Consider the following 23,292-nt stretch of genomic DNA (forward strand, 5'->3'; position numbering starts at 1 on the left):
TTACCCTGATCGGGTGGCGGCGTTGATTTCCAGAATTTCCGCGGGCGAGTAGGGCTGTCCAGTCTGGTCCACGAGGTCGTGGAACCAAGCGCCGTCCTCGCCAATCTTGGCCGTGCCTGACACACCGTCGGGCCAAGGCAGCCAGGTTTGACTGCGCCCGCGCACGAAGCCCCATTGCAGCGCTCCGACGCCGGTTTCGCGAAACAGCGGGATCTGCTCGGCGATCGTGCTGTCGAGGCTGCGTGCCATCCATTCAGTGCAGATCAAGGGCCGCTTCAGCGCGTTGAGCGCCGCGATCGTCGCCTCCATTCTCGCGCGCGGCACATAGGCGTGGAAGGTCACGACATCGGAGAGCGCGAGCGCGGTTCGGTCAATCTCCGTCGCGTAGGATGTGCCCTCTCCAGGCACCGACCACGCGGCCACGGTAAGCGGCTGGCTCGGGGCGCACTCCCGCGCCCAGGCGAAGCAATCACGCATCAGCGACAGGCTCGCTTGCTCAAGCCTTTCTGAGTAGCTCTCATAGCGACCGGAGCGAAAAATCATCCGGTTTCCCGGCTCGTTATAGAGATCCCACAAGATGACGCGGGAATCTGCGCGGAACCGCATGACGATCGCGCGCAGATAGGTTTCCAGCTCGGGCCGACGGGACGGATCCTCGACGATCGCTCTGCCGGGGCTACCCACGGCGCGACTGTTATGGACGGCGGGCACGGGGTCGGGCTGTGGTCCGGGCGTGGCCGGCTCGCCAGAGAATTCGCAATCGTCGAACGGGCAGAGGATGACGCCAAGACCGTGCGAAGCCGCGATGGCCAGAAAGCGGTCCACCCGGTCGAGCAGCCCGGTCCCCTCGGCCTGCCAGACGACGAAGGGCAGGTTGACGCGCACGACGTTGAACCCGATCTCGCGCGCCCAGCCCAGTTCGCGTTCGATGACCTCGGGGGCGAAATCCGCGCCGCGCCAGAACTCGACGAAGTTGACCGCGACGCTCGGCAGGTAGTTGAAGCCACAAAGCCATCCGATCTCGCGGCGCCATGCCCAGGCGCGTTCAACGCTCCACCGGTCTGCCTGCTCAAGCCTGTCGTCTTTCATCATATCCTCATGGGGCTGGGAGGTCCGGAGGCGTGCCGGTCGGACGCCTCCGGGGGTGACTGCGAACGCAGCCGGTTACTGGTCGAGGATGTCCTGCACCTCGTTCTGCGCTTCGGCGAGGGCCTTCTTCGGGTCCTTTCCGGTCAGCCAGATCGATTGCAGGTTGCGGTTCAGCGCGTCCTGAATCTTGCTGTATTCCGGCGACGCCGGCGTATCGCGCGCGATCTTCTCGGTGCCCACGTATTCGGCACGGTGCGGCAAATCGCGATAGGCCTTACTCTCGAGCACCGACTTACGCACCGCCATGTGGCCCGTGCGCGCCCAATCCGCGTCGTGATTGTAGATGAAGGCTGCGACCTTCAGCGCGGCCTTGTATTTCTCGGGGTTCCGATCCTTCAGCGTCGAGGGGATCGCCCAGGTGTGGTTGTCAGCCCAGGTGGCGGGCTGGTCGAAGAGCTGCGGGAAATCGGAGACGTAGTAGTCCTTCAGCCCGGTATCGGGGTTCTCAGCCTGCTTGGTATATTCGTTGACCACCCAAGTGCCGTTGACCAGCACCGCCGCATTGCCATTGAGGAATTCCTGCTGGCTGTCGGCATAGTTCAGCTTGGGGTTGGCATAGCCGCCATCGAAGAGCTGGGTGATCGCCTTGACCGCGTTGAGGGCCTCGGGCGTATCGATCGTCGCAGTATCGCCGTCGAAAATGTTCGAGCCCTGCTGCCAGATCAGAGACAGGACCAGCCGCACACCGATCGGGAATTGCGAGAAATCGGCGGCGAGATAGTCCTTGCCGGTCGCTTCCTTCACCTTCTTGGCTTGGGCGAGCAGTTCCTCGGGGCTGTGGGGAAGGATCGGCTTGCCGTCCTTCACGAGGCCCGCCTTCTTCATGATGTCCATGTTCACGTGCCAGAGGTTGGCGTGGAAATCCATCGGCACGGCGACGATCTTGCCGTCATAGGTCACGGCCTCTTTCGCACCCTCGGTCCAGTCGGACGTGTCGATGCCCGCGGCTTCGAGGTCCGGCCCGATATCGGCCAGAGCGCCCAGCGAGGCGAATTCGGGGATCGAGGAGCGGTGAATGACGAAGATATCGGGCGGATCGCCCGCCGCGAACATCGCCTTCACGTGGTCGTAGTAATTTCCCCAATCGGTCGGCAGAGTCTTCACCGTCACATCGGGAATTTCCTGGCTGGCCGCATTGATGATCGACTGGATGATGCAGGCTTCGCCGACGCTGGTATGCGTGTCGGTTCCCGCATCCTCGCAGGCGCCGAAGAACCGCGCGAGATTGACGGTGACGGGCTCGGCCGCAGCCGGGCTTGCCAGCCCCGCCGCAAGCGCCAGGCCCAGAGCAAGATGTTTCATGATTTCCTCCCGTTTGAATGGGGCAAGCGCGCCCCGGTTATCCCTTGCTTCCGCCTACGGTCATCGCTTGCACGACGTAGCGCTGGAAGATCAGGAAAAGGACGACGACCGGAAGCGAGGCGATCACACCCGAGGCCATCACGCGGCCCAGCCCTTCCGATTGCGCGAAGTTCGATTGCAGGCTCGCAAGGCCTAGCGTGATGGTGAACATCTCCTTGTGGCTCGCCGAAACCAGCGGCCAGAGATAGTCGTTCCACGCGTAGAGAAACGTCAGGATCGCGAGGGTCATCATCGCGGGCCGGGCGAGGGGCAGCATCACGAACCAGAAGATCTGGAACGGTCCCACCCCGTCGATGCGCGCAGCATCCTCGATATCCTTCGGCGCGGCCTTGAAGAACTGCATCATCAGAAAGACGCCGATCGGCACTGCCACCCGCGGCAGGATCAGCGCGCCATAGCTGTTGTGCCAACCGAAATTGGCAAACATCGTATAGAGCGGAATGAAGATCGCCTGTTCCGGCACCATCAGACCGAGCAGGATGAAGATGGTGATGGCCGTCTTGAACCGAAATTGGAGCCGTGCGAGCGCATAACCTGCAGTCGTCGAGACGGCGAGCACCGCGAAGGTCATGCCCCCCGCCACGACGATCGAATTGAGAAACCAACGCGGCGTATCCCCGAAGGAAAAGAGCTTCGCGTAATTGTCCCACGTGAAGGGGATCGGAATCATCCCCAGCCAGGTCGAAGCGGTGGTTCGCGCCAGAACCTCGTTCGGCTGGAACGAGAGCGATACCATCCACAGCGTCGGCACGAGCCAGATAAAGGCGGGAACGGCGAGCGCTATGCAAAGCCAGTAATAGCTACGTTTCGACGTCATTCGCTTTTCTCCCGACCGATGAGGAACTGGATCACGGCGAAGACGCTCATGATCGCGAAGAGAAAGACCGCCATGGCCGAGGCGCGCCCGATCTCGCTGTCGCGGAAAGCCGACTGGTAGATGTAGCGCACCAGCACCTGCGTGCGGTCATCCGGGCCGCCCTGCGTCATCAGGTGCGACTGCCCGAAGACCTGGAAATGCAGGATGATCTGCAAGACGACGACGAGCGTGATGGTCCGTTTGAGGTTCGGCAGGGTGATGAACCAGAACGATTTCCATCCTCGCGCATTGTCGAGGGCCGCCGCCTCGTAGATTTCGCGGTTGATGTCCTGCATCCCGGCGAGGAACAGGATCATGGCGATGCCGAGCGACCACCAGATCGTCGTGACCACGATCGCCAGCATCGCGAAATGCGGATCCGTGAGCCAGCTGACCGGAGACCCGCCGAATACCTGGATCACGTTGTCGATCAGCCCCTGCGTAGGCGAGAACATGATCTGCCAGATCAGGGTTACGACCGTCACCGAGAGAACCTGGCTCAGGAAGAACAAGGTGCGGAACACGGCCATCATCCGGGTCTCGCGATTGAGCGCTGCCGCCAGCAGAAGCGCCGCAATCGTGGTGCCGGGGGCTGCGAGCGCCACGAACAGCACCGTGTTGCCAACGGTCGGCCAGAACCTGCGATCGAACCAGCGACCGCCTTCACCGGGCGTGAAGCCGAGGAGGAGAAAGATGAGTAGCGCCGCGATCGCGACCGGGATCGCGCTGCGGCCACTCAAACGACCCGCCCGGTGAAGTCCAAACGCACCGGCCAGAACGGCAAGCGCGAGAAGCTGAATGAGGGGGTGCGAGACCGGCCCCCAGGTGATGTTTCGTCCCCACAGCATGTGAACGTAATTGTGCAGCCCGACCCATTTCGCCGCCGCGGGGTTCATCGCCACTGCGAGGAGGTTCCAGTCATGCAGGCTGATCCAGACGCCTTTGAAGAAAGGGTAGACGAGAAAGGCGCAATAGGTGGCGAGAAATGGGGCCAGAAGCGCCCATGCCGCCTGCTGCTGCGAGAGCGTCCTTTTGCGTTTCCCGAGCGTTTGCCGTGCCATGCGCCTCCTCCCAAAGCTCGCATTAGCCCTTGTGCTAATAATATTAGCAATGTCAGATAGAGACCGTCGCCTGTCAACAAATTTTCCTCGGACCCTGGATTTCCCCGATGCAAGAGCCTGAAAAGAAAAAGCAAAAAAAAGCGAAAGTGACGATGAAAGACGTGGCTCTCGCAGCCGGGGTGTCGCAATCGACGGTATCGTTCGTGCTGAACGGGCAGGAAGACATGCGGATCGGCAAGGAGACTCGGGATCGGGTTCTCAAGGCCGCCGAGACATTGGATTACCGATACCGTTCTGCCGGGCGCCCGCCGTCGCGCAGCCGCCCGACGACTTACGGCTTCATGATCGACGAAATCGCGACGAGCCCCTTCGCGTCCATCTCCATCGAGGCGTTCCAGGAGCAGGCCTGGTCCGACGGCGCGCTCGTCGAGATCGCAATGACCGGTGGCGATCCGGGCTACGAGCAGCAGGTCCTGCAGAAATGGCAACGCGATGGGATCGACGGGGTGGTCTATGCCTCGATCCTGACGCGCGAGGTGTCACCACATCTCGCGCTTCGCAAGCATCGCGCTGTGCTGCTCAATTGCCATGACAAGGAAGGCCTGTTCCGCGCGGTGGTGCCTGCGGAGCGGCGCGGCGGCCACGCCGCGACCATGGCTCTGATCGGCGAGGGCTATCGACGGATCGCCTTCATCGCGGGCGAAGCCTGGATGGAGGCGTCCGAGCAGCGTCAGGAGGGTTTCATCCGCGCAATGCGCGAAAGCGGTCTGGAGCCTGAACCCGAGTTGATCCGACAGGGGAATTTCATGCCGAGCGGCGGCTACCGCGAAACCCGCGAGCTGCTCTCCCTCGATGCGCCCCCCGAGGCGATTTTCTGCGCCAACGACCTGACCGCGCTCGGGTGTTACGAAGCGCTGAAGGAACACGGCGTGCGCGTCGGAGCGGATATCGCCGTGGTCGGCTACGACGACCAGGAGATTGCGCAGCACCTCTCGCCCGCGCTCTCGACGGTGCTTCTTCCGCATGGCGAGATGGGACGATGGTGCGCCCGGCAGCTGCGGACGAAATCGACCCTGCTTCCGCGCGTCGAGCGCATGGCCTGTCCTTTCGTTGCGCGGCAGTCGCATTTGAGAGCGCCACTCACGACCGATTAAAGCCACGCTTCGGCTGGCATCACGCTTCCATGGAGCCTTCACTCCGGTCTGACCCTCTCGGACACATCCCTCCAACGGTGGAAGCTGGCATTCAAGCACCGACCTCGGGCGCCTATTGACGGAGCGATATCAAAGGTGTGTCCGGCGTCCGCCGAGCCGGTGCAGGCCGGCTTTCGACGAAGACGCCATTCATGACCTTTCAGACCAGTGGGACCGCTTTCAAGACGATGTCGTCCAGCCCCTCGCCGCCGGCGGCTGCATAGTCCCGCAACTGCGCGCGCATGCGCGGCTCCCAGAAGTCGGTGATGTGCGCGGCAACTTTGGCGGGGGCATCGTCGCCCGGCTGGGTCTTGAAGAAGGTGGCGATCTGGTTCGCCATGCGGATCATCTTGTCAGGCGACATTTGCAGCCTCTTCATTGATACGAATTGGATGGGAATAAAGGCCAGACACCGGCCGCGGGTGAACGCGGCAAGTGTGATCCCAGCCCGCTCGACAGAGAGCTGGGAGCTCATTGCAACCGCGCCGTGGCCCGCCTGGATCAGCGCCACTTTGCGCGGGCGCCCGGCCCGGCGCCCCGACATGCGTCCGCAAACTCATCCCGCCGCGGGCAGGATGCGGCGCGAGCGTTCGGCCTGTGCCGCGTAATCCTCCTGCCAGTCCGTCGGCCCGTTCGAGGGCGAGACCTGGACTGCCGTTACCTTGTATTCCGGGCAGTTGGTGGCCCAGTCGGAATAGTCGGTGGTGATGACGTTGGCCTGCGTATCGGGGTGGTGGAAGGTCGTGTAGACAACGCCAGGGCTGACGCGATCAGTCACCTTTGCCTTCAACGTCGTCTCGCCCGACCGCGAGGCCAACTTTACCCAGTCACCATCGTTCAGGCCACGGTTCTCGGCGTCATGCGGGTGGATCTCCAGCACGTCGCCGTCATGCCACACCACGTTGTCGGTGCGCCGGGTCTGGGCCCCCACATTGTATTGCGACAGGATGCGCCCGGTGGTCAGCAGCAGCGGGAAGCGCGGGCCGGTCTTCTCGTCTGTGGCCACGTATTCGGTGACGATGAAACGCCCCTTACCCCGCACGAAGCCGTCGACATGCATCAACGGTGTGCCCTCCGGGTGGTCTTCGTTGCAGGGCCATTGGACGGAGCCCTTTTCCTCCAGAAGGGCGTAGTCCACACCCGCAAAAGAGGGCGTCGTCGCAGCGATCTCGTCCATGATTTGGCTGGGATGGGTATAAGACCACCCTGCCCCCATGGCATTCGCCAGGAGTTGCGTGACTTCCCAGTCAGCGTAGCCATTCTTGGGTGCCATGACCCGACGCACGCGATTGATGCGGCGTTCGGCGTTGGTGAAGGTTCCGTCCTTCTCGAGGAAGGTCGATCCCGGCAGGAAGACATGCGCGTAATTCGCCGTCTCGTTCAGGAAGAGGTCATGCACGATAACGCAGTCCATAGCCGCCAACCCGGCCGCCACATGTTTGGTGTCGGGGTCGGATTGCAGGATGTCCTCGCCCTGACAATAGAGCCCCTTGAAGCTGCCCTCGACTGCCGCATCCAGCATGTTGGGGATGCGCAGGCCGGGCTCCGGGTCGATCTGAACGCCCCAGGTGGTTTCGAAAATCTCGCGCACCTCGGGCAGTTTCACGTGGCGATAGCCCGGCAGCTCATGCGGAAAGGACCCCATGTCGCACGAGCCCTGCACGTTGTTCTGCCCGCGCAGCGGATTCACGCCCACACCGGGACGGCCGATATTGCCGGTCAGCATTGCGAGGTTGGCAATCCCCATAACGGTGGTCGAGCCCTGCGAATGCTCGGTCACGCCCAGCCCGTAATAGATCGCGCCGTTGCCGCCACGGGCAAAGGTGCGGGCCGCAGCACGCAGTTCCTCGGCGGGAACGCCGGTCAGAAGCTGGGTCGCCTCGGGGCTGTGTCGGGCCTCCGAGACGAACTCGGCATAGACTTGGAATTCGTCCCAGTCACACCGTTCGCGGATGAACGCCTCGTCCATCAGGCCTTCGGTGACGATCACGTGTGCCAGGGCGGTGACGACGGCGACGTTGGTGCCCGGCGTCAGGGCCAGATGATGAGAGGCCTCGATATGCGCCGATTTCACAAGGTCGATGCGGCGTGGGTCGATCACGATCAGCTTGGCCCCGGCGCGCAGGCGCTTTTTCAGGCGGCTGGCGAAGACCGGATGGCCGTCGGTCGGGTTCGCGCCGATGACGATCACCACATCGGTTTGCTCGACGCTGTCGAAATCCTGTGTGCCAGCGCTGGTGCCAAAGGTCTGGCCCAGCCCGTAGCCGGTCGGCGAATGGCAGACGCGGGCGCAGGTGTCGGTGTTGTTGTTGCCGAACACCGCGCGGGTCAGTTTCTGCACGAGGAAGGTTTCCTCGTTGGTGCAGCGGCTGGAGGTGATCACTCCGATGGACTTCTTGCCATAGGTGTCCTGCAACGCGCGCAGGCGGTTCGCGGCAAAGGTCAGCGCCTCGTCCCAGCTGACTTCGCGCCACGGCTCGTCGATGGTGTCGCGGATCATCGGGTTGAGGATGCGGTCGCGGTGGTTGGCATAGCCATAGGCAAAGCGGCCCTTGACGCAGCTGTGCCCACGATTGGCCTTGCCGTGCTTGTAGGGGACCATCCGGACGAGATCGTCGCCCTGCATTTCCGCCTTGAACGAGCAGCCCACGCCGCAATAGGCGCAGGTGGTCACGACGGACCGATCCGGCGTGCCCATCTCGATGATGGATTTTTCCTGCAAGGTCGCGGTCGGGCAGGCCTGCACGCAGGCTCCGCAGGACACGCAATCCGACGACAGGAAGTCATCGCCGGCGCCACCCGCCGACACGCGGCTGTCAAACCCGCGCCCCGCGATGGTCAGAGCAAAGGTGCCCTGCACCTCTTCGCAGGCGCGGACGCAGCGGTTGCAGACGATGCACTTGGACGGATCGTAGCTGAAATAGGGGTTGGAGTCGTCCTTGGGCAGCCATTCGGGATTGGCTTCGCCGCTGGTGTTGCGGGCGGAGAAGTGATTGGCCAAGCCGCCGTTTTCCGGCGCCTTGTAGCGCACGTCGCGCAGCCCGACAGCGCCCGCCATGTCCTGCAACTCGCAGTCGCCATTGGCCGAGCAGGTCAGGCAGTCCAGCGGATGGTCGGAGATATAAAGCTCCATCACGCCCTTGCGGATCTTGCGCACCTTGGTCGAGTTGGTGTCCACCACCATGCCCGGCGCGACCGGCGTCGTGCAGGAGGCCGGGGTGCCCCGGCGGCCTTCGATTTCCACAGCGCAAAGGCGGCAGGATCCGAACGCCTCAAGATTGTCCGAAGCACAGAGCTTGGGGATTTGGATGCCGATTTCGGCAGCGGCGCGCAGCACCGACGTGCCCTCGGGCACCGTGACCTCGAACCCGTCGATGGTCAGGGTGACCGGCTTGCCCTTCCTGGCGGGTGTGCCCATGTCGCGGTCGACTGGAATGATGAAATCCTTCATTCGGCGGCCTCCTTCAGGCGAGCGAAATCGTCGGGGAAATGGGTGACGGCGGACATGACCGGAAACGGCGTAAAGCCCCCCAGTGCGCAGAGCGAACCGTCCTTCATCGTCTCGCACAGGTCGGCCAGCAGCGGCAGTGCGTCGGCGTCGCCCTGTGCGATGCGGTCGATGGTTTCGACACCGCGCACCGCGCCGATCCGGCAGGGGGTGCATTTGCCACAGCTTTCGACGGCGCAGAACTCCATCGCGAAGCGCGCCATGCCCAGCATGTCGGTGGTGTCGTCAAAGACGGTCAGGCCCGCATGGCCGATCAACCCGCCCGCCGCGTCGAACTCCTCGTAGCCCAGCAGTGTGTCGAACTTGCTGAGCGGCATGTAGGCCCCCAGCGGCCCGCCAACCTGCACCGCCTTGACCGGACGGCCCGACAGAGTGCCGCCCCCGAGATCGTTGACCACCTCTCCGAGGCTGATGCCAAAGGCGGTTTCGAACAGCCCGCCGCGCGCCACGTTGCCTGCGATCTGCAGCGTCACGGTCCCACGCGACCGGCCAAGGCCGAAATCGGCATAGGCCTGCGCGCCCTTTTCGAAGATTACCGGCACCGTAGCGAGGCTGATGACGTTGTTAACCACGGTCGGGCGTCCAAGGAACCCCTCGAGCGCGGGCAGCGGCGGCTTGGCACGGACCACGCCGCGCTTACCTTCGAGCGAGTTGAGCAATGACGTTTCCTCGCCGCAGACATAGGCGCCCGCGCCTTTGCGGATTTCCATGTCGAAGGCGCGGCCAGAGCCCAGAACGTCAGGGCCCAGCAGCCCCTCGGCCCGGGCGACCTCCACCGCACGGGTCATCACGGCAATCGCGTCAGGATATTCCGAGCGCAGGTAGACGTAGCCCTTGGTGGCACCGACGCCGATCCCGGCGATGGTCATGCCCTCGATCAGGGTAAAGGGGTCGCCTTCCATCAGCATGCGGTCGGCAAAGGTCGCGCTGTCGCCTTCGTCAGCGTTGCAGACGATGTATTTCTGCGGCGCGTCAGCATCGTGCACGGTCTGCCACTTGATGCCGGTCGGGAAGCCAGCGCCACCCCTTCCGCGCAGGCCGGACGTCTTGACTTCGTCAACGATCTCCTGCCCGGTCATCGCCAGCGCGCGGCGCAGCCCGGCAAGGCCACCATGCGCCCGATAATCGGCCAGCGACAGCGGATCGATCACGCCGACACGGGCAAAGGTGAGGCGGGTCTGGCGCTTCATCCAGTCAAGGTTTTCGACCGGGCCAAGCGCCTTGGCGCCGCTACCATCCAGAATCCCCGCCACATCGGACGGCTCGGCAGGACCAAAACCGTGGCGCACGCCATCCACTTCGACCTCGACCAGCGGTTCCAGCCAGATCATCCCGCGTGAGCCGGTCCGCACGATCTGTGCCTCGGGGGCCGCAGCGCGCAGGGCGGAAACCACTTCCTCGGCCCCCAGTGCCTTGGCCGCGCTGTCCATCGGAACGTAAATTTTCATGCGTCCATCTCCGCCAGCAGCTTGTCCAGTTTCGCGGCATCGACGCGCCCCACCACCCGGTCATCCACCATCGCGGCGGGCGCACAGGCACACATCCCAAGGCAATAAACCGGCTCGATCGTCACCGCGCCATTGGCGGTGGTGTCGTGCCATTCGAGCCCCAGCTTGGCCAGCAGCGCATCGGCCACCGCCGCGCCGCCAACCGACTGGCAGGCCTCGGCGCGACAGATTTTCAGAACATGACGCCCGGCGGGCTTTTCGCGGAAGTCATGGTAAAAAGTGATCACGCCATGCAATTCGGCGCGGGTGATGTTCAGGGCATCACAGATCGGCCCGTGAGCCTGCGTCGGGATATACCCGAACGCCTCCTGCAAAGCATGCAGCATCGGCAGAAGCGGCCCTTCGAGGGCGCGGTGGGCGTCGACGATCCGAGCGATCTCGTCGCCGTCGATAACGGTGGCAGGCTGGGCCATGGCTGTCGTCCTCCAATTTGGCATACGTTGGCACACGGTGGGGAGCCCTGATCAATAACGGCGTTCCGTGGGGCGATAGGGATTTTGGATCAAGCGGCGGGCAGGCGCCGGGCTTCGGCTAGAAGCGCCGACAGAACGGGGGTTCGCGGGTCACGCTGCGGCAGGATCAGCGCGACCTTCTGTGGACGCGACGCGCCTTCGAGCGGCACCAGCGCGACGTCCTTGCCGCCCGCGACGAACTCGGCCACGTCCTGGGGCAGCACGGTCATGCAGTGGCCCGACGCCACGCTCGCAACGAGCGCGATGATGGAATTCGCCTCGATACAGGTCGCCGGGGTGACGCCGCTTTCGGCAAAGAGCCGATTGATGATCCGCCGGTTCTGCATGTCAGGTGTCAGCAGTGCCAGCGTCTGCCCTTTCAGGTCGGACCACGACATCTTGGGCTTATCCGCAAATGGAGAATTGCGGGCACAGACGAGTATATAGCTTTCGTCATAGAGTTCTGCGGTATCGACCCGGCCGAGAGGCTCGTTTTCCAAGTAGGAAATCCCGGCATCGGCCTCGAAATCGTCGAGCATTTGCAGGATCTCGCGCGAGTTGCGCGACAGTATGGTGAAGCGCACGCCCGGATGACGCTTGGCGAAGGTGGTGCAAAGCCGCCCGGCCCAGGTCTGCGCGGTGGGGATCACCGCCAGCCGCACCTCGCCAGTCAAGCCGTGCCGACTGTTCCGCATCTCGTCCTGCAATTGCCGCGCATCCTCGACGATGCGCTTGGCCCAGGACAAGGCGGTCTGGCCTTCAGGTGTCAGCCCGCCAAACCGCGAGCCACGATGCACCAGCTGCACGCCCAGCTGCGCTTCCAGCTGCTTGATCCCGGCGGACAGCGTCGGTTGCGCGATATTCATCCGCTCGGCCGCACGCCCGAAATGCCCCTCTTTGGCCAGCGCGATGAACATTTCCAGCTTTTCCAGCATCGGCGGTCTTTCCTGCGGCGCTCACATAGAAGGCCGGGGCGCGCAACGCACGCCCCGGCCCGATTTCATCATTCACCCGGAACGGCTTGCAGTTCCGGTTCGTCGTGGTGGTGGTGTTCCTTGACGGGCTTCATCATCAGGTTGGCAAAGAACGCCACGACCAACAGCGCCGCCATGCAATACATGGTGGTGTTGTAGAGCGACGGGGTCGGGTCAATCGTGCCGGCGGGCGCGATTTCCATCAGCTTGGCGATAGTCACGGTCTTGGCCGCGGCCAGCTGATCCAATTGCGTCAACGGGGCGCCGAATTTCTCGGCAAAGGCCGCCGGATCGACCTTGGCGGCCAGATCCTGGATCGCGTTCGTCACCGACATCTGCCGCAGCGAGGTGATGGCCAGTGGCCCCAGCACGCCTGCGGTGGACCACGCCGTCAGCAGCCGCCCGTGGATACCGCCCACATGCATGGTTCCGAACATGTCCGCGAGGTATGCCGGGATCGTCGCGAACCCGCCGCCATACATCGAGAAGATGATCATCGTCGCGGCGTAGAAGCCGATCAGGTAGACGATCGACGGGTTGGTGGCCACGGCTGTGGCGAAATAGGGGATCGACAGATACAGGATCGTGCCCAAGACGAAGAAGCACATGTATGTCGCCTTGCGCCCGATGTAGTCCGAGGTCGACGCCCAGAAGAAACGCCCCACCATATTGAAGACCGAGATCATCAGCACGTAGGTCGAGGCGAACGCTGCCGTGACCACCAAAGGCATCACCGTGCCGAAGATTTCCGACATCATGGTTTTGGCCACGCCGATCACGCCGATACCGGCGGTCACATTGAAGCACAGCATGAGCCACATCTGCCAGAACTGCGGCGTCTTCAGCGACTGATCGATATGGACGTTGTTCTGAGACACCATGCCCGAGGCGACGGGCTTGGGCTGCCATCCGGCGGGCTTCCAGTCTTCGGCAGGCACGCGATACTGGAACGAGGCCAGGATCATGACGATGAAATAGACGATGCCCAGCGTCATGAAAGTCTGTGCCGCACCCGTATTGCCGGTGCCCACGACATAGACACCCGCCTGACCGCCGAAATCCGCTGCTTGCGCGGCACTGGCCACCACGACCTCGACCTTGCCCGCGGCGGTTTCGGCAAAGACACGACCGTTCTCGACCACGGTCGCGACAGCGTCTCGCGCGCCGAGGAAGTCGGGGGCCTTCTGGAACACGCCCAGCAGCCAGCCTTGCACCGGAGCCGCGATCATCGCGCCGCCGCCGAAGCCCATGATCGCCATGCCCGTCGCCATGCCCCGCCGGTCGGGGAACCAGCGGATCAGCGTCGACACCGGCGAGACATAGCCCAGCCCCAGCCCGCAACCGCCCAGCACGCCGTAACCCAGATAGATCAGCCAAAGCTGGTGCGCGGCGATGCCGAACGAGCCGATGATGAAACCGCCGCCCCAAAGGAACGCGGCCACCACGCCGACCATGCGCGGCCCGACGTCTTCCAGCCACTTGCCCGCGAAGGCCGCGGCGAGGCCCAGAAACACGATCGCGACCGAGAAGATCCAGACGACCGAGCTCAGCGACCAGTCTTCGGCTGCGGGCGCGACCACGCCCAACGCGCGGGTCAGCGCCGGGTTAAACACCGACCAGGCGTAGACGGAGCCGATGCACAGATGAATGGCGATGGATGCCGGCGGAACCCGCCAGCGGTTGAAACCGGGTTCGGCGACGATGTGGCTTTTGTGCAAAAAGCCCAGCGCCCCGCCAGAAGCGTTGCTCATTTAGTTTCCTCCCATGTTCTTGACGGAACGCCCCGGTCTCCTCCCCGAGCCGCTCCGGCGGCATGCAACGGCATGCGCGGACATAAGCAGGCAATTCAGCCCTTGCGTTGTCAAGAAAATTATTATTTGTTATCAGTTACTTATGAGGACACAATGTCCTGCCGCGCTCTCTCGCTTTCGAATAAGTTGGACATTTTGTCCCGACCCACGCGACGCGGGTCCGCGAAATCTGGTCATTGTGTCCGGATCAATCGGCAACAGCGGCGGGCAGGACGATTTCAAACCGGCTGCCACCTCCGGGCATCGAGCGCACGGAAATCCGTCCGCCGGCGCGACTCACGAGTTGCTGGCTGATCGACAGGCCCAGTCCCGTGCCCTGCGCCTGCTTGGTGGTGAAGAACGGGTCGAAGATGCGCGGCAGGACCGACGGGTCGATGCCGGTGCCGGTATCCTCTACGCTCAGAATGACCTCGCCGGCCTCCTCGGCCGTGGCCACGCGAAGTGTCCCGCCGCCGGGCATGGCTTGGACTGCGTTCAGAATCAGGTTGACGATGACCTGCTGCAATTCCGTCCGCGACATATGTACTTGCGACTTGCTCTCGGTCTCAACCACACTGGTGATGCCCGCCGCCTGAATCTGGTGCCGGGTCAAGACGAGGCAATCTCGGGCTACTTGCGAGAGGTCCACCAGCCTGTCTGCGCCGGAATACTCCTCGGGGCGCGCGAAATGCAGCAGCTTCGAGACGATGACACCGATGCGATAGACTTGGTCGTCGATCAGGCGGAACTCTTCTTCGGCCCGGCGGCCGTCCTCGCCAAGGTTGCTGCGCGCAAGGTCCAAATTGCCTTGGATCACCGCGACCGGATTGTTGATTTCATGCGCGACAGAAGCCGTGATCTCGCCCACGGCGGCCAGTTTCTCGGAGATGATCAGGCGTTCGGTAGTTCGCTCCAGCCGCTGGTTGGCCTCGTGCAACTCGCGGGTGCGCTCCTCCACGCGGTGCTCCAGCGTCTCACCCCATTGTCGCAACTCGCGGTCGCGTTGTTGGAGCCGGTCTAGCAGGCTATCGAAATGTCGCGCGACCTGTGCGATCTCGCCATCCGTTTCGACCGGAGCGTTGCGTGCCCCCAGATCGCCGCTTTCCACCCGGTCGATGGTGCGGGTCATTCCTTCGAGCGGGCGAAAGATACGCCGGGCCCATCGCAGGAAAACAGGAACCGACGCCAGTGCGATGAACAGGAACGCAAGGCTCAGCGTGATGACCGAATTGCGCTTGGCCGCGCTGAACGGCGCTTCGAGAAAGCCGACATAAAGCATCCCGACCGGTGTGCCGAAACTGTCGAGAATGGGTTCATAGGCCGAGATATACCAGTCATTGACGACAAAGGCGCGATCCAGCCAGATGTATCCTTCGCCCAGAACCCGTGCGCGAACCGCGGCAGAGACACGCGTTCCCAGCGCCCGCACATTCTCAAAGAGGCGGACATTAGTGGAAATACGCACGTCATCCAAAAACAGCGTCGCCGTGCCTTGGCTGCCCTCGGGCAGGCTTTCGGCGCGGTAGACGAGTGCGTTGATCGTGTCGATGAAACCGAGGTTTCGGTTCAGCAGGACGCCCCCCGCCAAGGCCACCCGCGTCCCGTCCGGAAGCGTCAGCGGGGCGGCTGAATGAATGACCATGCCGCGCGTCTCGACGGTGCGCTCCGTGGGCACCGCGCCGCGGGTGGGAACCAAGGGAATTTCCGCTTGCGCAGCCAGATCGGGGGATATCGCTGCCAAGGTATCTGCATCGAACACGTCGATCTTGCTTTGCCACTTCCCATCGAGCGCATCTTTTACGACGGGCCACGTCGTATCCCGCGTGATATGCAGGAAATCGAGCCCGAGCCGCGCACGCTCCTGCTCCAGGAAGGCGTCGGTCGTGCCGTTCTCGAGCGCGGTTTGCAGCGCCACAGACCGCGCGACGGCATCGATATGCTCACCAGAGGTCTCAACCAGCCGCCCGAGATATTGATCCGCGATGGTCAGGTCGCCGGTGACCTTATTGAGCAGGATCGCGTCCACCTTGCCCGACCAGCGCCAGATGGTGCCGCCCAGCAAGACCGGCAAGAGCACAAGCATCGGCAGCAGCGCGATCACCAGCAAGCGCACGCGGACGGATCGCAAGGCTTTGGGCGCGCGCAGCATTACCTACAGGCCCCAGGCCGCGCATTTTCGGTCAATCGTCTTGCGCGAGACACCCAAACGCCGCGCGGCCTCGGCCCTGTTACCGCCAAGCGCCTCGAGGGCGCGAAGAATTTCGCGCTTTTCCATGTCCTCCAGTGGCGCAATTTCGCCCGGCGCAATGGCGTCCCCGAGCGTTTCCAGCGGGAACCGCCCAAAGATAAGCGCGCGCTCGACGAAATTGTGCAGCTCACGAATATTTCCAGGCCAGTCGTGGCGCAGCATGGCCGACCTGACTGCGGAGGTCATCTCGACCATCGGTAGGTTGAGCGCTGCCGCGATTTCGGTCTGGAACAGCTCGGCGAGGTCCAGAACATCGGTGCCGCGATCCTTGAGAGGGGGCATGGCCACCTCGATGACGTTGATGCGAAACAGCAGGTCCTCGCGGAAATGACCCTCTTGAACAGCCTTTTGCAGCGACTTGCTGGACGCGATGACAAAGCGCAGGTCCAGTTGCACGTCGCGGCCGGTGCCGATGGGTCGGATCACGCCGTCTTCGAGCACGCGCAGAAGCGCCATCTGCGCGTTTGCGCTCAACTCGCTGACATCGTCGAGGAAAACGGTCCCTCCCGAGGCCTGAGCAAGCAATCCTTCGCGTCCGGCCTGTGCGCCGTTAAAGGCTCCGGCGCCGTGACCGAACAATTCGTATTCGATCATGTCCGCCGGGATGGCGCCGCACTGGATCGCGACGAATGGGGACGCGCCGCGCCCGGACCGGCCATGCAGATGGCGCGCGGCGACTTCTTTGCCCGACCCGGACGAGCCGGTGATGAGCACCGGCGTCGACAAGGGTGCCACGCGCTCCAACAGCGCCCGGACCTCAGCAATTACAGGCGAGGCCCCGATCAGTTCCTTGCGGCGATTGCCGCTGGCGGCCGTCTCCAGTTCCCGCCGCAAAAGTGCATTTTCGCGTCTCAACTTCGCCAGTTCCAGACACTTGCGCAGCGCGTTCAGGATCTGGTTCGAGCGGAAAGGTTTGATCAGGAAGTCAGAGGCACCCGCACGCATGGCTTCGATCGCCGTCTGCAAATCGGCATAGGCCGTTATCAGGATCGTATCGGTAAAGCCGCCCTTGGAGCGCTGCGCCTGAAGCCAGTCGAGACCTTTCTGCCCCGGCATGATATTGTCGAGAACCATTATGTCATATTGGCGCGCCGCGAGCATCGCTTCGGCGGCGCGGGTGTCTTCTGCGCTGTCCACATGGCGTGCGAGGGGATTCAGAGTGTTGACGAGGAAATGTCGCATCCCCGGCTCGTCATCGACGATGAGAATACGCGCCGCCCTGAGCGGATCGCTCCCGTCCTCGGGCGCTTGCAGCATGCATTCCTCCCAATTGCTGCGGCCAGAAGACTATGCAATTTCCTGCAAGTTTTCCCGCACACTATATCTCATGCGCCAAACGGTCAGAAATTCAAGGCTGGCATTCCTTTTTTCGGAAGCGCATTTATCGGCAAGATTTACCTTTCGCGGCGAATGTCGGCACACTACGGATATTTCATGACACGTATTCTCCTTCTTGCTGCGGCTTTGTCCGGCCTGCTGGCCGGACCGGCTGCGGCCGAAAAGCAAATCTACAATGTGACGCTGGGCCGCCGCCCCTTGGGCTCGCTGCAATTCGAAGGACAAGGCAGCAATGCGACGCTGCGGCTATCGCTCGACAACACGCCGTTCGGCTTGGACGACGGAACCTTCGAGGCGGTGACGCAGGCCAAAGGTAATGAGGTCGATTACCTTGGGACGAGTCGGGGCAGCGAAACACGCGATATCGCGATCGTCCGTAAAGCGGACACCGTGACGGCCGTGACGATTACCCCACACTCTGAAATGACCGAGATGACGGACGCCAGAAAAGTCCCCCCCGGTGTGATCTCCCCGACCGAATTCTTCGCAAAGCTGGCAAACAGTAAAACCTGTCCTTCGCCGATGGCCATGTATGATGGCCGACGCGTGATTCAGATGGCCACGACGGCGAAGAAGCAAAACGATGACACGGTGATCTGCGACATGTCCTACAAAGTTGCGATGGGGCCTGGGTATGTCTTTCCGTTTTACTTCAAGTCGTTCGATGTGCAGCTTGCTTATACCGCCCGCAAGCTCGCCACATTCGCCATGAGTGCCGGTGGGTTCACGGTGCGCCTGATCCGGCAGTAGCCACAAGCCGCAGAAAGTTCAGCCCATAGAAACCTAGAAGTCTTCGGCGCATGGCAGCTGTGGGCGCTATGAACGGCGGCCCAAATAATCAGATCGCTATAGCCTCGGAAATCGCGAGGTCTTCTTCGAGTTCGAAACCAGACTATCGAGTGCCGTCCATCTTCGTGCGACCGAGCAGTCGAACTGCGCGCTGATTTCCTGTCTTACGGTGGAACCGGGCAACTTTGGTCCGGCGGAAAGAATGCGTGCCGAATGAAGCAGGCGGCTATCTGACAATCTCGCTTTCGACGTGCCGCGCAAGGGAAGCGAACTCCTCAGAAGATTCGCTGCCCGACCCGCATGACGTGTCGGATATCTGGTAGTTTGGGGAAAGGAGCCCCGGCGGGGTCCCAGGCCAATTTCGACCGAAATGCCAGCAGACCCAACGCAAGATAAGGCAAAAGCTTCGCTAAATATCAGGTATTTAAGTGGTGCCCGGAGGCGGATTCGAACCACCGACACGCGGATTTTCAATCCGCTGCTCTACCAACTGAGCTATCCGGGCACTTCGACCTTTCGGTCTTGGTGGAGCGGTTACTAGACGAGGGCGCGGGGGGTGTCCAGAGGGATTTCGCAGAAATTTCCGCGATCTTGCGAAAGGTTTTCAGTGCGGCTTGCCGGGGGGCAAATCATCGCCCGCGAGGCCGGTCGGCGCGCGCTCTTCTTCCTCGGCGATATCGCCGGGAATGACGTAGGAGCCGTTCAGCCAGCGCGCCAGATCGACGTCGGCACAGCGCTTTGAACAGAAGGGGCGGTATTTCGGGTCGGCCTCCTTGCCGCAGATTGGGCAGCTCATATCGCCTCCGTCGTCTGGCCCCGCAAGAGACGTGCGAGCGGCACGCGGTCGCGCTTGCGTTGCATCTCGAAATTGCCCAGCGGCGTCCAGCCTGCGAGCGAGGTCTCTGGCTCGCCTTTTACGGCGCGGCGCAGCTGCTGCTCCAGCGCCTGACGGTCGCGCTTGGGCATCGGGGCGAAGTCGATCACGACCTGCCCCCCAAGGCCACGCAAGCGCAGTTGACGCGGCAACTCTCGGGCCGCGGCGATATTCGCCTTCAGCGCCGCGGCGGGCGTCGTGTCGTTGCCGGTATTGACGTCGACCGCGATCAAGGCACGGGTCGGCTCGATCATCAGATGCGCCCCGCCCGGCAGGTCGACCCGCGGCTGCAGAAGCGCTTCGATCGCGTCGGTGACGCCGTGATCGTCGAACCCGCCTTCGATCACCTCGTCGGGCACCGGTTCTGCCCAGTCGCGCCAGGCTTCTTCATGCGGATCGGGCGCGTCGACGAGCAGCTCCGGCCCGCCTTCAGTATCGTTAGTCACGGCCTCGGCCAGCTCGCGCATCGCGGCGACATCTTCTGCCACCTCATCGAGCGCCACATGGGCCGCGGCAGAGCGCAGGATCACGCCCATATCCGAGCCTTCCATCACCGCCTCGGCTGCTGCCTGCAGATCGGCGCGCAGATTCTCTTCATGGATCCGCCGGGAGACGTTGATGCCGGGCGCGCCGGGGGTGACGATGGCGTAGCGCGACTTGAACAGCACCCGCAGCGTCACAGGCAGCGCCTTGCCGGGCTCGGTGCCGCCGGAGACCATGCAGATCACGGTTTGGCCGGGGGCGAGCCCCTTCACCTCTTTCAGAAAGCCGCGCGCGCCTTCGGGCAGATCGACGAAGACGCCGCCCTGCCCTTTCATCTGGCGGCCGATCGTGCCGCGCAGGATCGCGCCGGGCGCGAAGCTGATCTCCTCCGAGGTGTCGATAATCAGGTCTTCCAGCTGCCCGTCGACCATCAGCGCCGCCGCTTCGCGACCGGCGATTTCGTCCAGCAGAACCACACGCCCCTGCATTACACTTCCCCTCGAATGCCCGCGCTTGCGAGCAGCGTTGCGGTTTCTGCGAGCGGCAGGCCTACGACAGCGGTGAACGAGCCCTGGATCCACGGCACGAACGCGCCGCCGCGCCCCTGGATGGCGTAGCCACCCGCCTTGCCGTGCCATTCGCCCGAGGCGAGATAGCCGTTCACGTCCTCGTCGCTAAGCGGTTTGAACTTCACCACCGTATCGACGAGCCGCTCGCGCAGGCCCTGCGCCGTGCGGATCGCCACGGCGGTAAACACATGGTGCCGACGCCCGGAGAGCAGCCAGAGGAACTCCGCCGCCTCCTTCTCGTCTTCGGGTTTGCCCAAGATGCGGCGCCCGCAGGTCACCGTGGTATCGGCGCTCAACAGCACCTCGTCGTCTGCCACATCAAGCGCCATCGCTTTCTCGCGGGCCATGCGAGCGACATAGTCGCGCGCGGCCTCGCCTTTGAACGGCGTTTCGTCGATATCGGCGGGGCGCACGTCAAAAGGCTCCAGCCCGAGCTGGGCCAGAAGCTCTCGCCGCCGCGGGCTCGCCGAGCCGAGGATCAGCTTCACTTGAAGCGGTAGTTGATACGACCCTTCGTGAGGTCGTAGGTGTTCATTTCCACCTGAACCTTGTCGCCTGCCAGAACGCGGATGCGGTTCTTACGCATCTTGCCTGCCATATGCGCGATGATCTCATGGCCGTTTTCCAGCTCGACCCGAAACGTCGCGTTAGGCAGGAGTTCCTTCACGACACCGGGAAATTCGAGCATTTCTTCCTTGGCCATGGTCACTCCGTAAATGGTTACCCGCGCCATCTGCGGGCGAGCGTTTAAATGCGCCCGTAAGCCGCGAAATTCAAGGGGAATGTCAAGGCTGGGCGGGGTTTTCCGAGGCGATCCGGATTATTTGGGCCGCCTCAGACTGCTCGGACCAATGTTTGTAGGGCAAAACAGCTCCTGCAGTCCGGCTTTGTGCGACGCGATCCAAGTCCACCGTCGCGAAGGTCCATCCGGGTGAGTCGGGGGCCCCTTCGGCCACGATCCCGCTTTCGGGCCAGAGCCCATCGGGCGGCGCGAAGATCGCAGCCGTGCCGCGGTTCTCGTCCACCGCCGGGCACCAAAGCGCATCGCCCACCGTCGGCGCCTGAACGGTCACGCATTGGTTTTCCAGCGCCCGCGCCATCGCGCCGATCCGCACCCGGTTATAGCCCGCGAGCGTGTCGGTGCAGGAGGGCACGAGGATGATCTCTGCCCCCGCCTCGGCCAGCGCGCGCGCCAGCAGGGGGAATTCGCTGTCGTAGCAGATGGTGACCCCGATCTTGCCGAGGGCGGTGTCGAAAAGCACCAGCCCCTCGCCCGCATCGACATGCCAGATCTCGCGCTCGAACCGCGTCATGATCGCCTTGTCCTGATGCCCGATCAGCCCGCCGGGGCCGAACAGGCTCGCCCGGTTCACGCGTTTGGTGCCGTCGATGACGGGTCCGGAGGGGGCGAGGATATGCACGCCATGTTTTGCCGCGAGATTTGCGAACAGCGTCTCCATATCCGCGCGTAATCCGGCGACATGCGCCAGCGCGGCTTCCAGGTCAGCCGCGGCCTCTGCACCGCCGAGGCTCGCCAACTCCATCGCGCCGTATTCGGGAAAAACCAGAAGCAGCGCGCCCTGCCCCGCGGCCTCGGTCACCCAAGTCGTAACCTTCGCCGCGTAGCCCGCCCAATCGTCGAACCAGTCGAGCGGATAGGCCGCCGCGGCTATCGTCACCTCGCGGCTCACAGCGGGTGCCCCCAGAATTGCAGCGCCTTCTCGGTCTGCTGATCCTCACTCAAATCGGTCCATTTGAACCGCGCGATTACGCCCTCCATCGGCGCATAGCCCCGCTTGCGCCAAAACCCGTCGAGCGGGCGGTAATCGGCGGGCTTGAGCGGATGATCGTCGGGCCGGATCACCGAGCAGAAGACCGAATGACCGCGCCCCAGCTCGCGCGCATGGGCCTCGCGGTGGTCGAAGAAGGCGTGACCGAGCCCCTGCCCGCGATAGTCGGGCAGCAGCACCGACTCGGCGCAGTAGAACACGTCTTCCAGCTGCAACCCGGTGCCTGCGAGAGGTGCCGCGAAATCATCGGCGTGATCTTCCAGCGGCGTGCCCGTGGCCGCTCCAACCAATGTCGTCCCGTCGAACGCGCCGACGACCACCGCCGCATCGCTCTCGCGGTAGCTCTGGATATAACGCCGCTCATACTCCAGCGAGCCGTCATAGATGTAGGGCCAGTCCCGGAAGACCGCGATCCGCAGCCGCGCGACGTCTTCGAGCGCCGCATCCAGCGCCTCACCGGTCAACCGCCGCACCTCCATCACGAAACCTGCGCGATCCAGTCGGCGAGGTTGTAATAGGTGACCACGCGCGTGATCTTGCCCTCGTCGAGCGTGAAGAACGCCCCCGCCGGCAGGACATAGCTTTGCCCATGCGCCTCGGGCAGCCCGTCATCGGTCTCCAGATAGACGCCGTTCACGATGAACTCCGCCGCACCGCGGGTGCCGGCATCGTTCGCCATGATCACCATGTCGGTCAGTTGCTCGCGATAGCAGCGGCTCATATGCGCGTTGAATTCGCGGAACGCCTCGATCCCGTGGCGGATTTTCCCCTCGTTCACATGATGCGCAAAGGGCTCGCCCAGCAGCCGCTCCATCGCCTTTGTATCGCCTTCGTTGAAGGCATCGTAGTAACGCGTGATCGTGTCGAGAGCGCGGGCGCGAGGCATGGTCTTACTCCTGAGGGGGGCCGAAACGGTCGATGAGATGACGACGGATCTGGTCGCGGGTATCGCGATAGGCGGCGAGTTTGGCCTCGCGCGTCTCACCAATCCCGGTCGGGTCGAGAATCGGCCAATATTCCACGTCGAGATGGAAAAACCGCGTCAGTTCCAACGCCTGACGCTGCGAGGCGGGCGAAAGTGCGATCACCAGATCGAAGGCCGACAGATCGTCGCCCCATTCCTGCAACTCGGTGAAAGAGCGCGCGCGGTGTCGCTCCAGATTGACGCCGATCTCCGCCATCACCGCGATGGTGAACCCGTCGATCTCCAGATCGGCCTTCACGCCCACTGACTGAACGTAACATTCGGTGCCGTAGAATTTCTTCATCATCCCCTCGGCCATCGGGGAGCGCGTGGAGTTATGATCGCACGCAAAAAGAACGGAGTTGGGGATCTCGCCCATTCCGA

22 protein-coding genes and 1 tRNA gene are annotated in these 23,292 nt (G+C 63.2%); 2 read left to right on the forward strand and 21 right to left on the reverse strand.

Annotated elements, in window-relative coordinates; translation table 11 throughout:
- From DEM26_RS12580 to DEM26_RS12595, 4 genes are all read right to left on the reverse strand, one after another.
- Complete coding sequence (locus DEM26_RS12580) at positions 1 to 1,089, reverse strand: cellulase family glycosylhydrolase (RefSeq protein WP_109172553.1); 1,089 nt, start codon at positions 1,087 to 1,089, stop codon at positions 1 to 3.
- A 75-nt stretch (positions 1,090 to 1,164) separates the two neighbouring features.
- Positions 1,165 to 2,451 carry an ABC transporter substrate-binding protein gene (locus DEM26_RS12585; protein ID WP_109172554.1) on the reverse strand — a complete coding sequence of 429 codons (1,287 nt, stop codon included), beginning with the start codon at positions 2,449 to 2,451 and terminating at the stop codon, positions 1,165 to 1,167.
- A gap of 37 nt (positions 2,452 to 2,488) precedes the next feature.
- Positions 2,489 to 3,328 (reverse strand): carbohydrate ABC transporter permease, encoded by an 840-nt coding sequence (locus tag DEM26_RS12590; RefSeq protein ID WP_088720603.1) that lies wholly within the window; start codon positions 3,326 to 3,328, stop codon positions 2,489 to 2,491.
- Complete coding sequence (locus tag DEM26_RS12595) at positions 3,325 to 4,428, reverse strand: carbohydrate ABC transporter permease (RefSeq protein ID WP_109172555.1); 1,104 nt, start codon at positions 4,426 to 4,428, stop codon at positions 3,325 to 3,327. Before DEM26_RS12595 ends, DEM26_RS12590 begins: the two co-directional genes overlap by 4 nt.
- A 152-nt stretch (positions 4,429 to 4,580) precedes the next feature.
- Here DEM26_RS12595 and DEM26_RS12600 point away from each other — a divergent pair, with 152 nt between their 5' ends.
- Positions 4,581 to 5,582 carry a LacI family DNA-binding transcriptional regulator gene (locus DEM26_RS12600; protein ID WP_158275122.1) on the forward strand — a complete coding sequence of 334 codons (1,002 nt, stop codon included), beginning with the start codon at positions 4,581 to 4,583 and terminating at the stop codon, positions 5,580 to 5,582.
- Positions 5,583 to 5,781: 199 nt separating this feature from the next.
- On the opposite strand, the gene DEM26_RS12605 is transcribed toward DEM26_RS12600, so the two are convergent.
- The 8 genes from DEM26_RS12605 to DEM26_RS12640 form a co-directional block, all read right to left on the reverse strand.
- Positions 5,782 to 5,985 (reverse strand): formate dehydrogenase subunit delta, encoded by a 204-nt coding sequence (locus tag DEM26_RS12605; protein ID WP_088728148.1) that lies wholly within the window; start codon positions 5,983 to 5,985, stop codon positions 5,782 to 5,784.
- Between the two features lie 192 nt (positions 5,986 to 6,177).
- Entirely contained in the window at positions 6,178 to 9,072 is a 2,895-nt protein-coding gene (gene fdhF / locus DEM26_RS12610; RefSeq protein WP_109172557.1) for a formate dehydrogenase subunit alpha, read from the reverse strand.
- Positions 9,069 to 10,577: a formate dehydrogenase beta subunit gene (locus tag DEM26_RS12615; protein ID WP_109172558.1), complete on the reverse strand. Its 1,509-nt coding sequence runs from the start codon at positions 10,575 to 10,577 to the stop codon at positions 9,069 to 9,071. Before DEM26_RS12615 ends, fdhF begins: the two co-directional genes overlap by 4 nt.
- On the reverse strand, positions 10,574 to 11,050 hold the full coding sequence (locus DEM26_RS12620; RefSeq protein ID WP_075777249.1) for a formate dehydrogenase subunit gamma: 477 nt from the start codon (positions 11,048 to 11,050) through the stop codon (positions 10,574 to 10,576). The genes DEM26_RS12615 and DEM26_RS12620 overlap by 4 nt, the downstream gene beginning before the upstream one ends.
- 89 nt (positions 11,051 to 11,139) lie before the next feature.
- Positions 11,140 to 12,024 (reverse strand): LysR family transcriptional regulator, encoded by an 885-nt coding sequence (locus DEM26_RS12625; RefSeq protein ID WP_109172559.1) that lies wholly within the window; start codon positions 12,022 to 12,024, stop codon positions 11,140 to 11,142.
- 68 nt (positions 12,025 to 12,092) lie between these two features.
- On the reverse strand, positions 12,093 to 13,814 hold the full coding sequence (locus tag DEM26_RS12630) for an OFA family MFS transporter (RefSeq protein WP_075777247.1): 1,722 nt from the start codon (positions 13,812 to 13,814) through the stop codon (positions 12,093 to 12,095).
- Between the two features lie 247 nt (positions 13,815 to 14,061).
- A complete protein-coding gene (locus DEM26_RS12635; RefSeq protein ID WP_075777246.1) occupies positions 14,062 to 16,002 on the reverse strand; it encodes a sensor histidine kinase in 1,941 nt (646 codons plus the stop codon).
- Positions 16,003 to 16,005: 3 nt separating this feature from the next.
- Positions 16,006 to 17,358, reverse strand: coding sequence for a sigma-54-dependent transcriptional regulator (locus DEM26_RS12640; RefSeq protein ID WP_109172560.1), 1,353 nt, complete (start codon positions 17,356 to 17,358; stop codon positions 16,006 to 16,008).
- Positions 17,359 to 17,535: 177 nt separating this feature from the next.
- Between DEM26_RS12640 and DEM26_RS12645 the strand changes: the two genes are divergently transcribed.
- Entirely contained in the window at positions 17,536 to 18,189 is a 654-nt protein-coding gene (locus DEM26_RS12645; RefSeq protein WP_146194460.1) for a hypothetical protein, read from the forward strand.
- 468 nt (positions 18,190 to 18,657) lie between these two features.
- Here the strand turns inward: DEM26_RS12645 and DEM26_RS12655 are convergent.
- The 9 genes from DEM26_RS12655 to DEM26_RS12695 form a co-directional block, all read right to left on the reverse strand.
- Positions 18,658 to 18,733, reverse strand: a tRNA-Phe gene (locus DEM26_RS12655).
- A gap of 99 nt (positions 18,734 to 18,832) precedes the next feature.
- Positions 18,833 to 19,024 carry a DNA gyrase inhibitor YacG gene (locus tag DEM26_RS12660; protein WP_088720315.1) on the reverse strand — a complete coding sequence of 64 codons (192 nt, stop codon included), beginning with the start codon at positions 19,022 to 19,024 and terminating at the stop codon, positions 18,833 to 18,835.
- Positions 19,021 to 20,073 (reverse strand): ribonuclease E/G, encoded by a 1,053-nt coding sequence (locus tag DEM26_RS12665; protein ID WP_109172562.1) that lies wholly within the window; start codon positions 20,071 to 20,073, stop codon positions 19,021 to 19,023. The genes DEM26_RS12660 and DEM26_RS12665 overlap by 4 nt, the downstream gene beginning before the upstream one ends.
- A complete protein-coding gene (locus DEM26_RS12670) occupies positions 20,073 to 20,642 on the reverse strand; it encodes a Maf family protein (protein ID WP_075775994.1) in 570 nt (189 codons plus the stop codon). The genes DEM26_RS12665 and DEM26_RS12670 overlap by 1 nt, the downstream gene beginning before the upstream one ends.
- Entirely contained in the window at positions 20,639 to 20,857 is a 219-nt protein-coding gene (gene infA / locus DEM26_RS12675) for a translation initiation factor IF-1 (protein ID WP_010397442.1), read from the reverse strand. The genes DEM26_RS12670 and infA overlap by 4 nt, the downstream gene beginning before the upstream one ends.
- 82 nt (positions 20,858 to 20,939) lie before the next feature.
- A complete protein-coding gene (locus DEM26_RS12680; protein WP_109172658.1) occupies positions 20,940 to 21,833 on the reverse strand; it encodes a carbon-nitrogen hydrolase family protein in 894 nt (297 codons plus the stop codon).
- Positions 21,834 to 21,841: 8 nt separating this feature from the next.
- Positions 21,842 to 22,423 (reverse strand): GNAT family N-acetyltransferase, encoded by a 582-nt coding sequence (locus DEM26_RS12685; protein ID WP_109172563.1) that lies wholly within the window; start codon positions 22,421 to 22,423, stop codon positions 21,842 to 21,844.
- Positions 22,423 to 22,830 carry a ketosteroid isomerase-related protein gene (locus tag DEM26_RS12690; RefSeq protein WP_075775992.1) on the reverse strand — a complete coding sequence of 136 codons (408 nt, stop codon included), beginning with the start codon at positions 22,828 to 22,830 and terminating at the stop codon, positions 22,423 to 22,425. The genes DEM26_RS12685 and DEM26_RS12690 overlap by 1 nt, the downstream gene beginning before the upstream one ends.
- Positions 22,831 to 22,834: 4 nt before the next feature.
- The gene (locus DEM26_RS12695) at positions 22,835 to 23,287 is read right to left on the reverse strand and encodes an arsenate-mycothiol transferase ArsC (RefSeq protein WP_075775991.1); all 453 of its coding nucleotides are present in this window, start codon (positions 23,285 to 23,287) and stop codon (positions 22,835 to 22,837) included.
- Positions 23,288 to 23,292 lie beyond the last annotated feature (5 nt).

The sequence above is a fragment of the Thioclava sp. NG1 genome (assembly GCF_003122275.1).
In the GTDB taxonomy this organism is placed as follows: domain Bacteria; phylum Pseudomonadota; class Alphaproteobacteria; order Rhodobacterales; family Rhodobacteraceae; genus Thioclava; species Thioclava nitratireducens.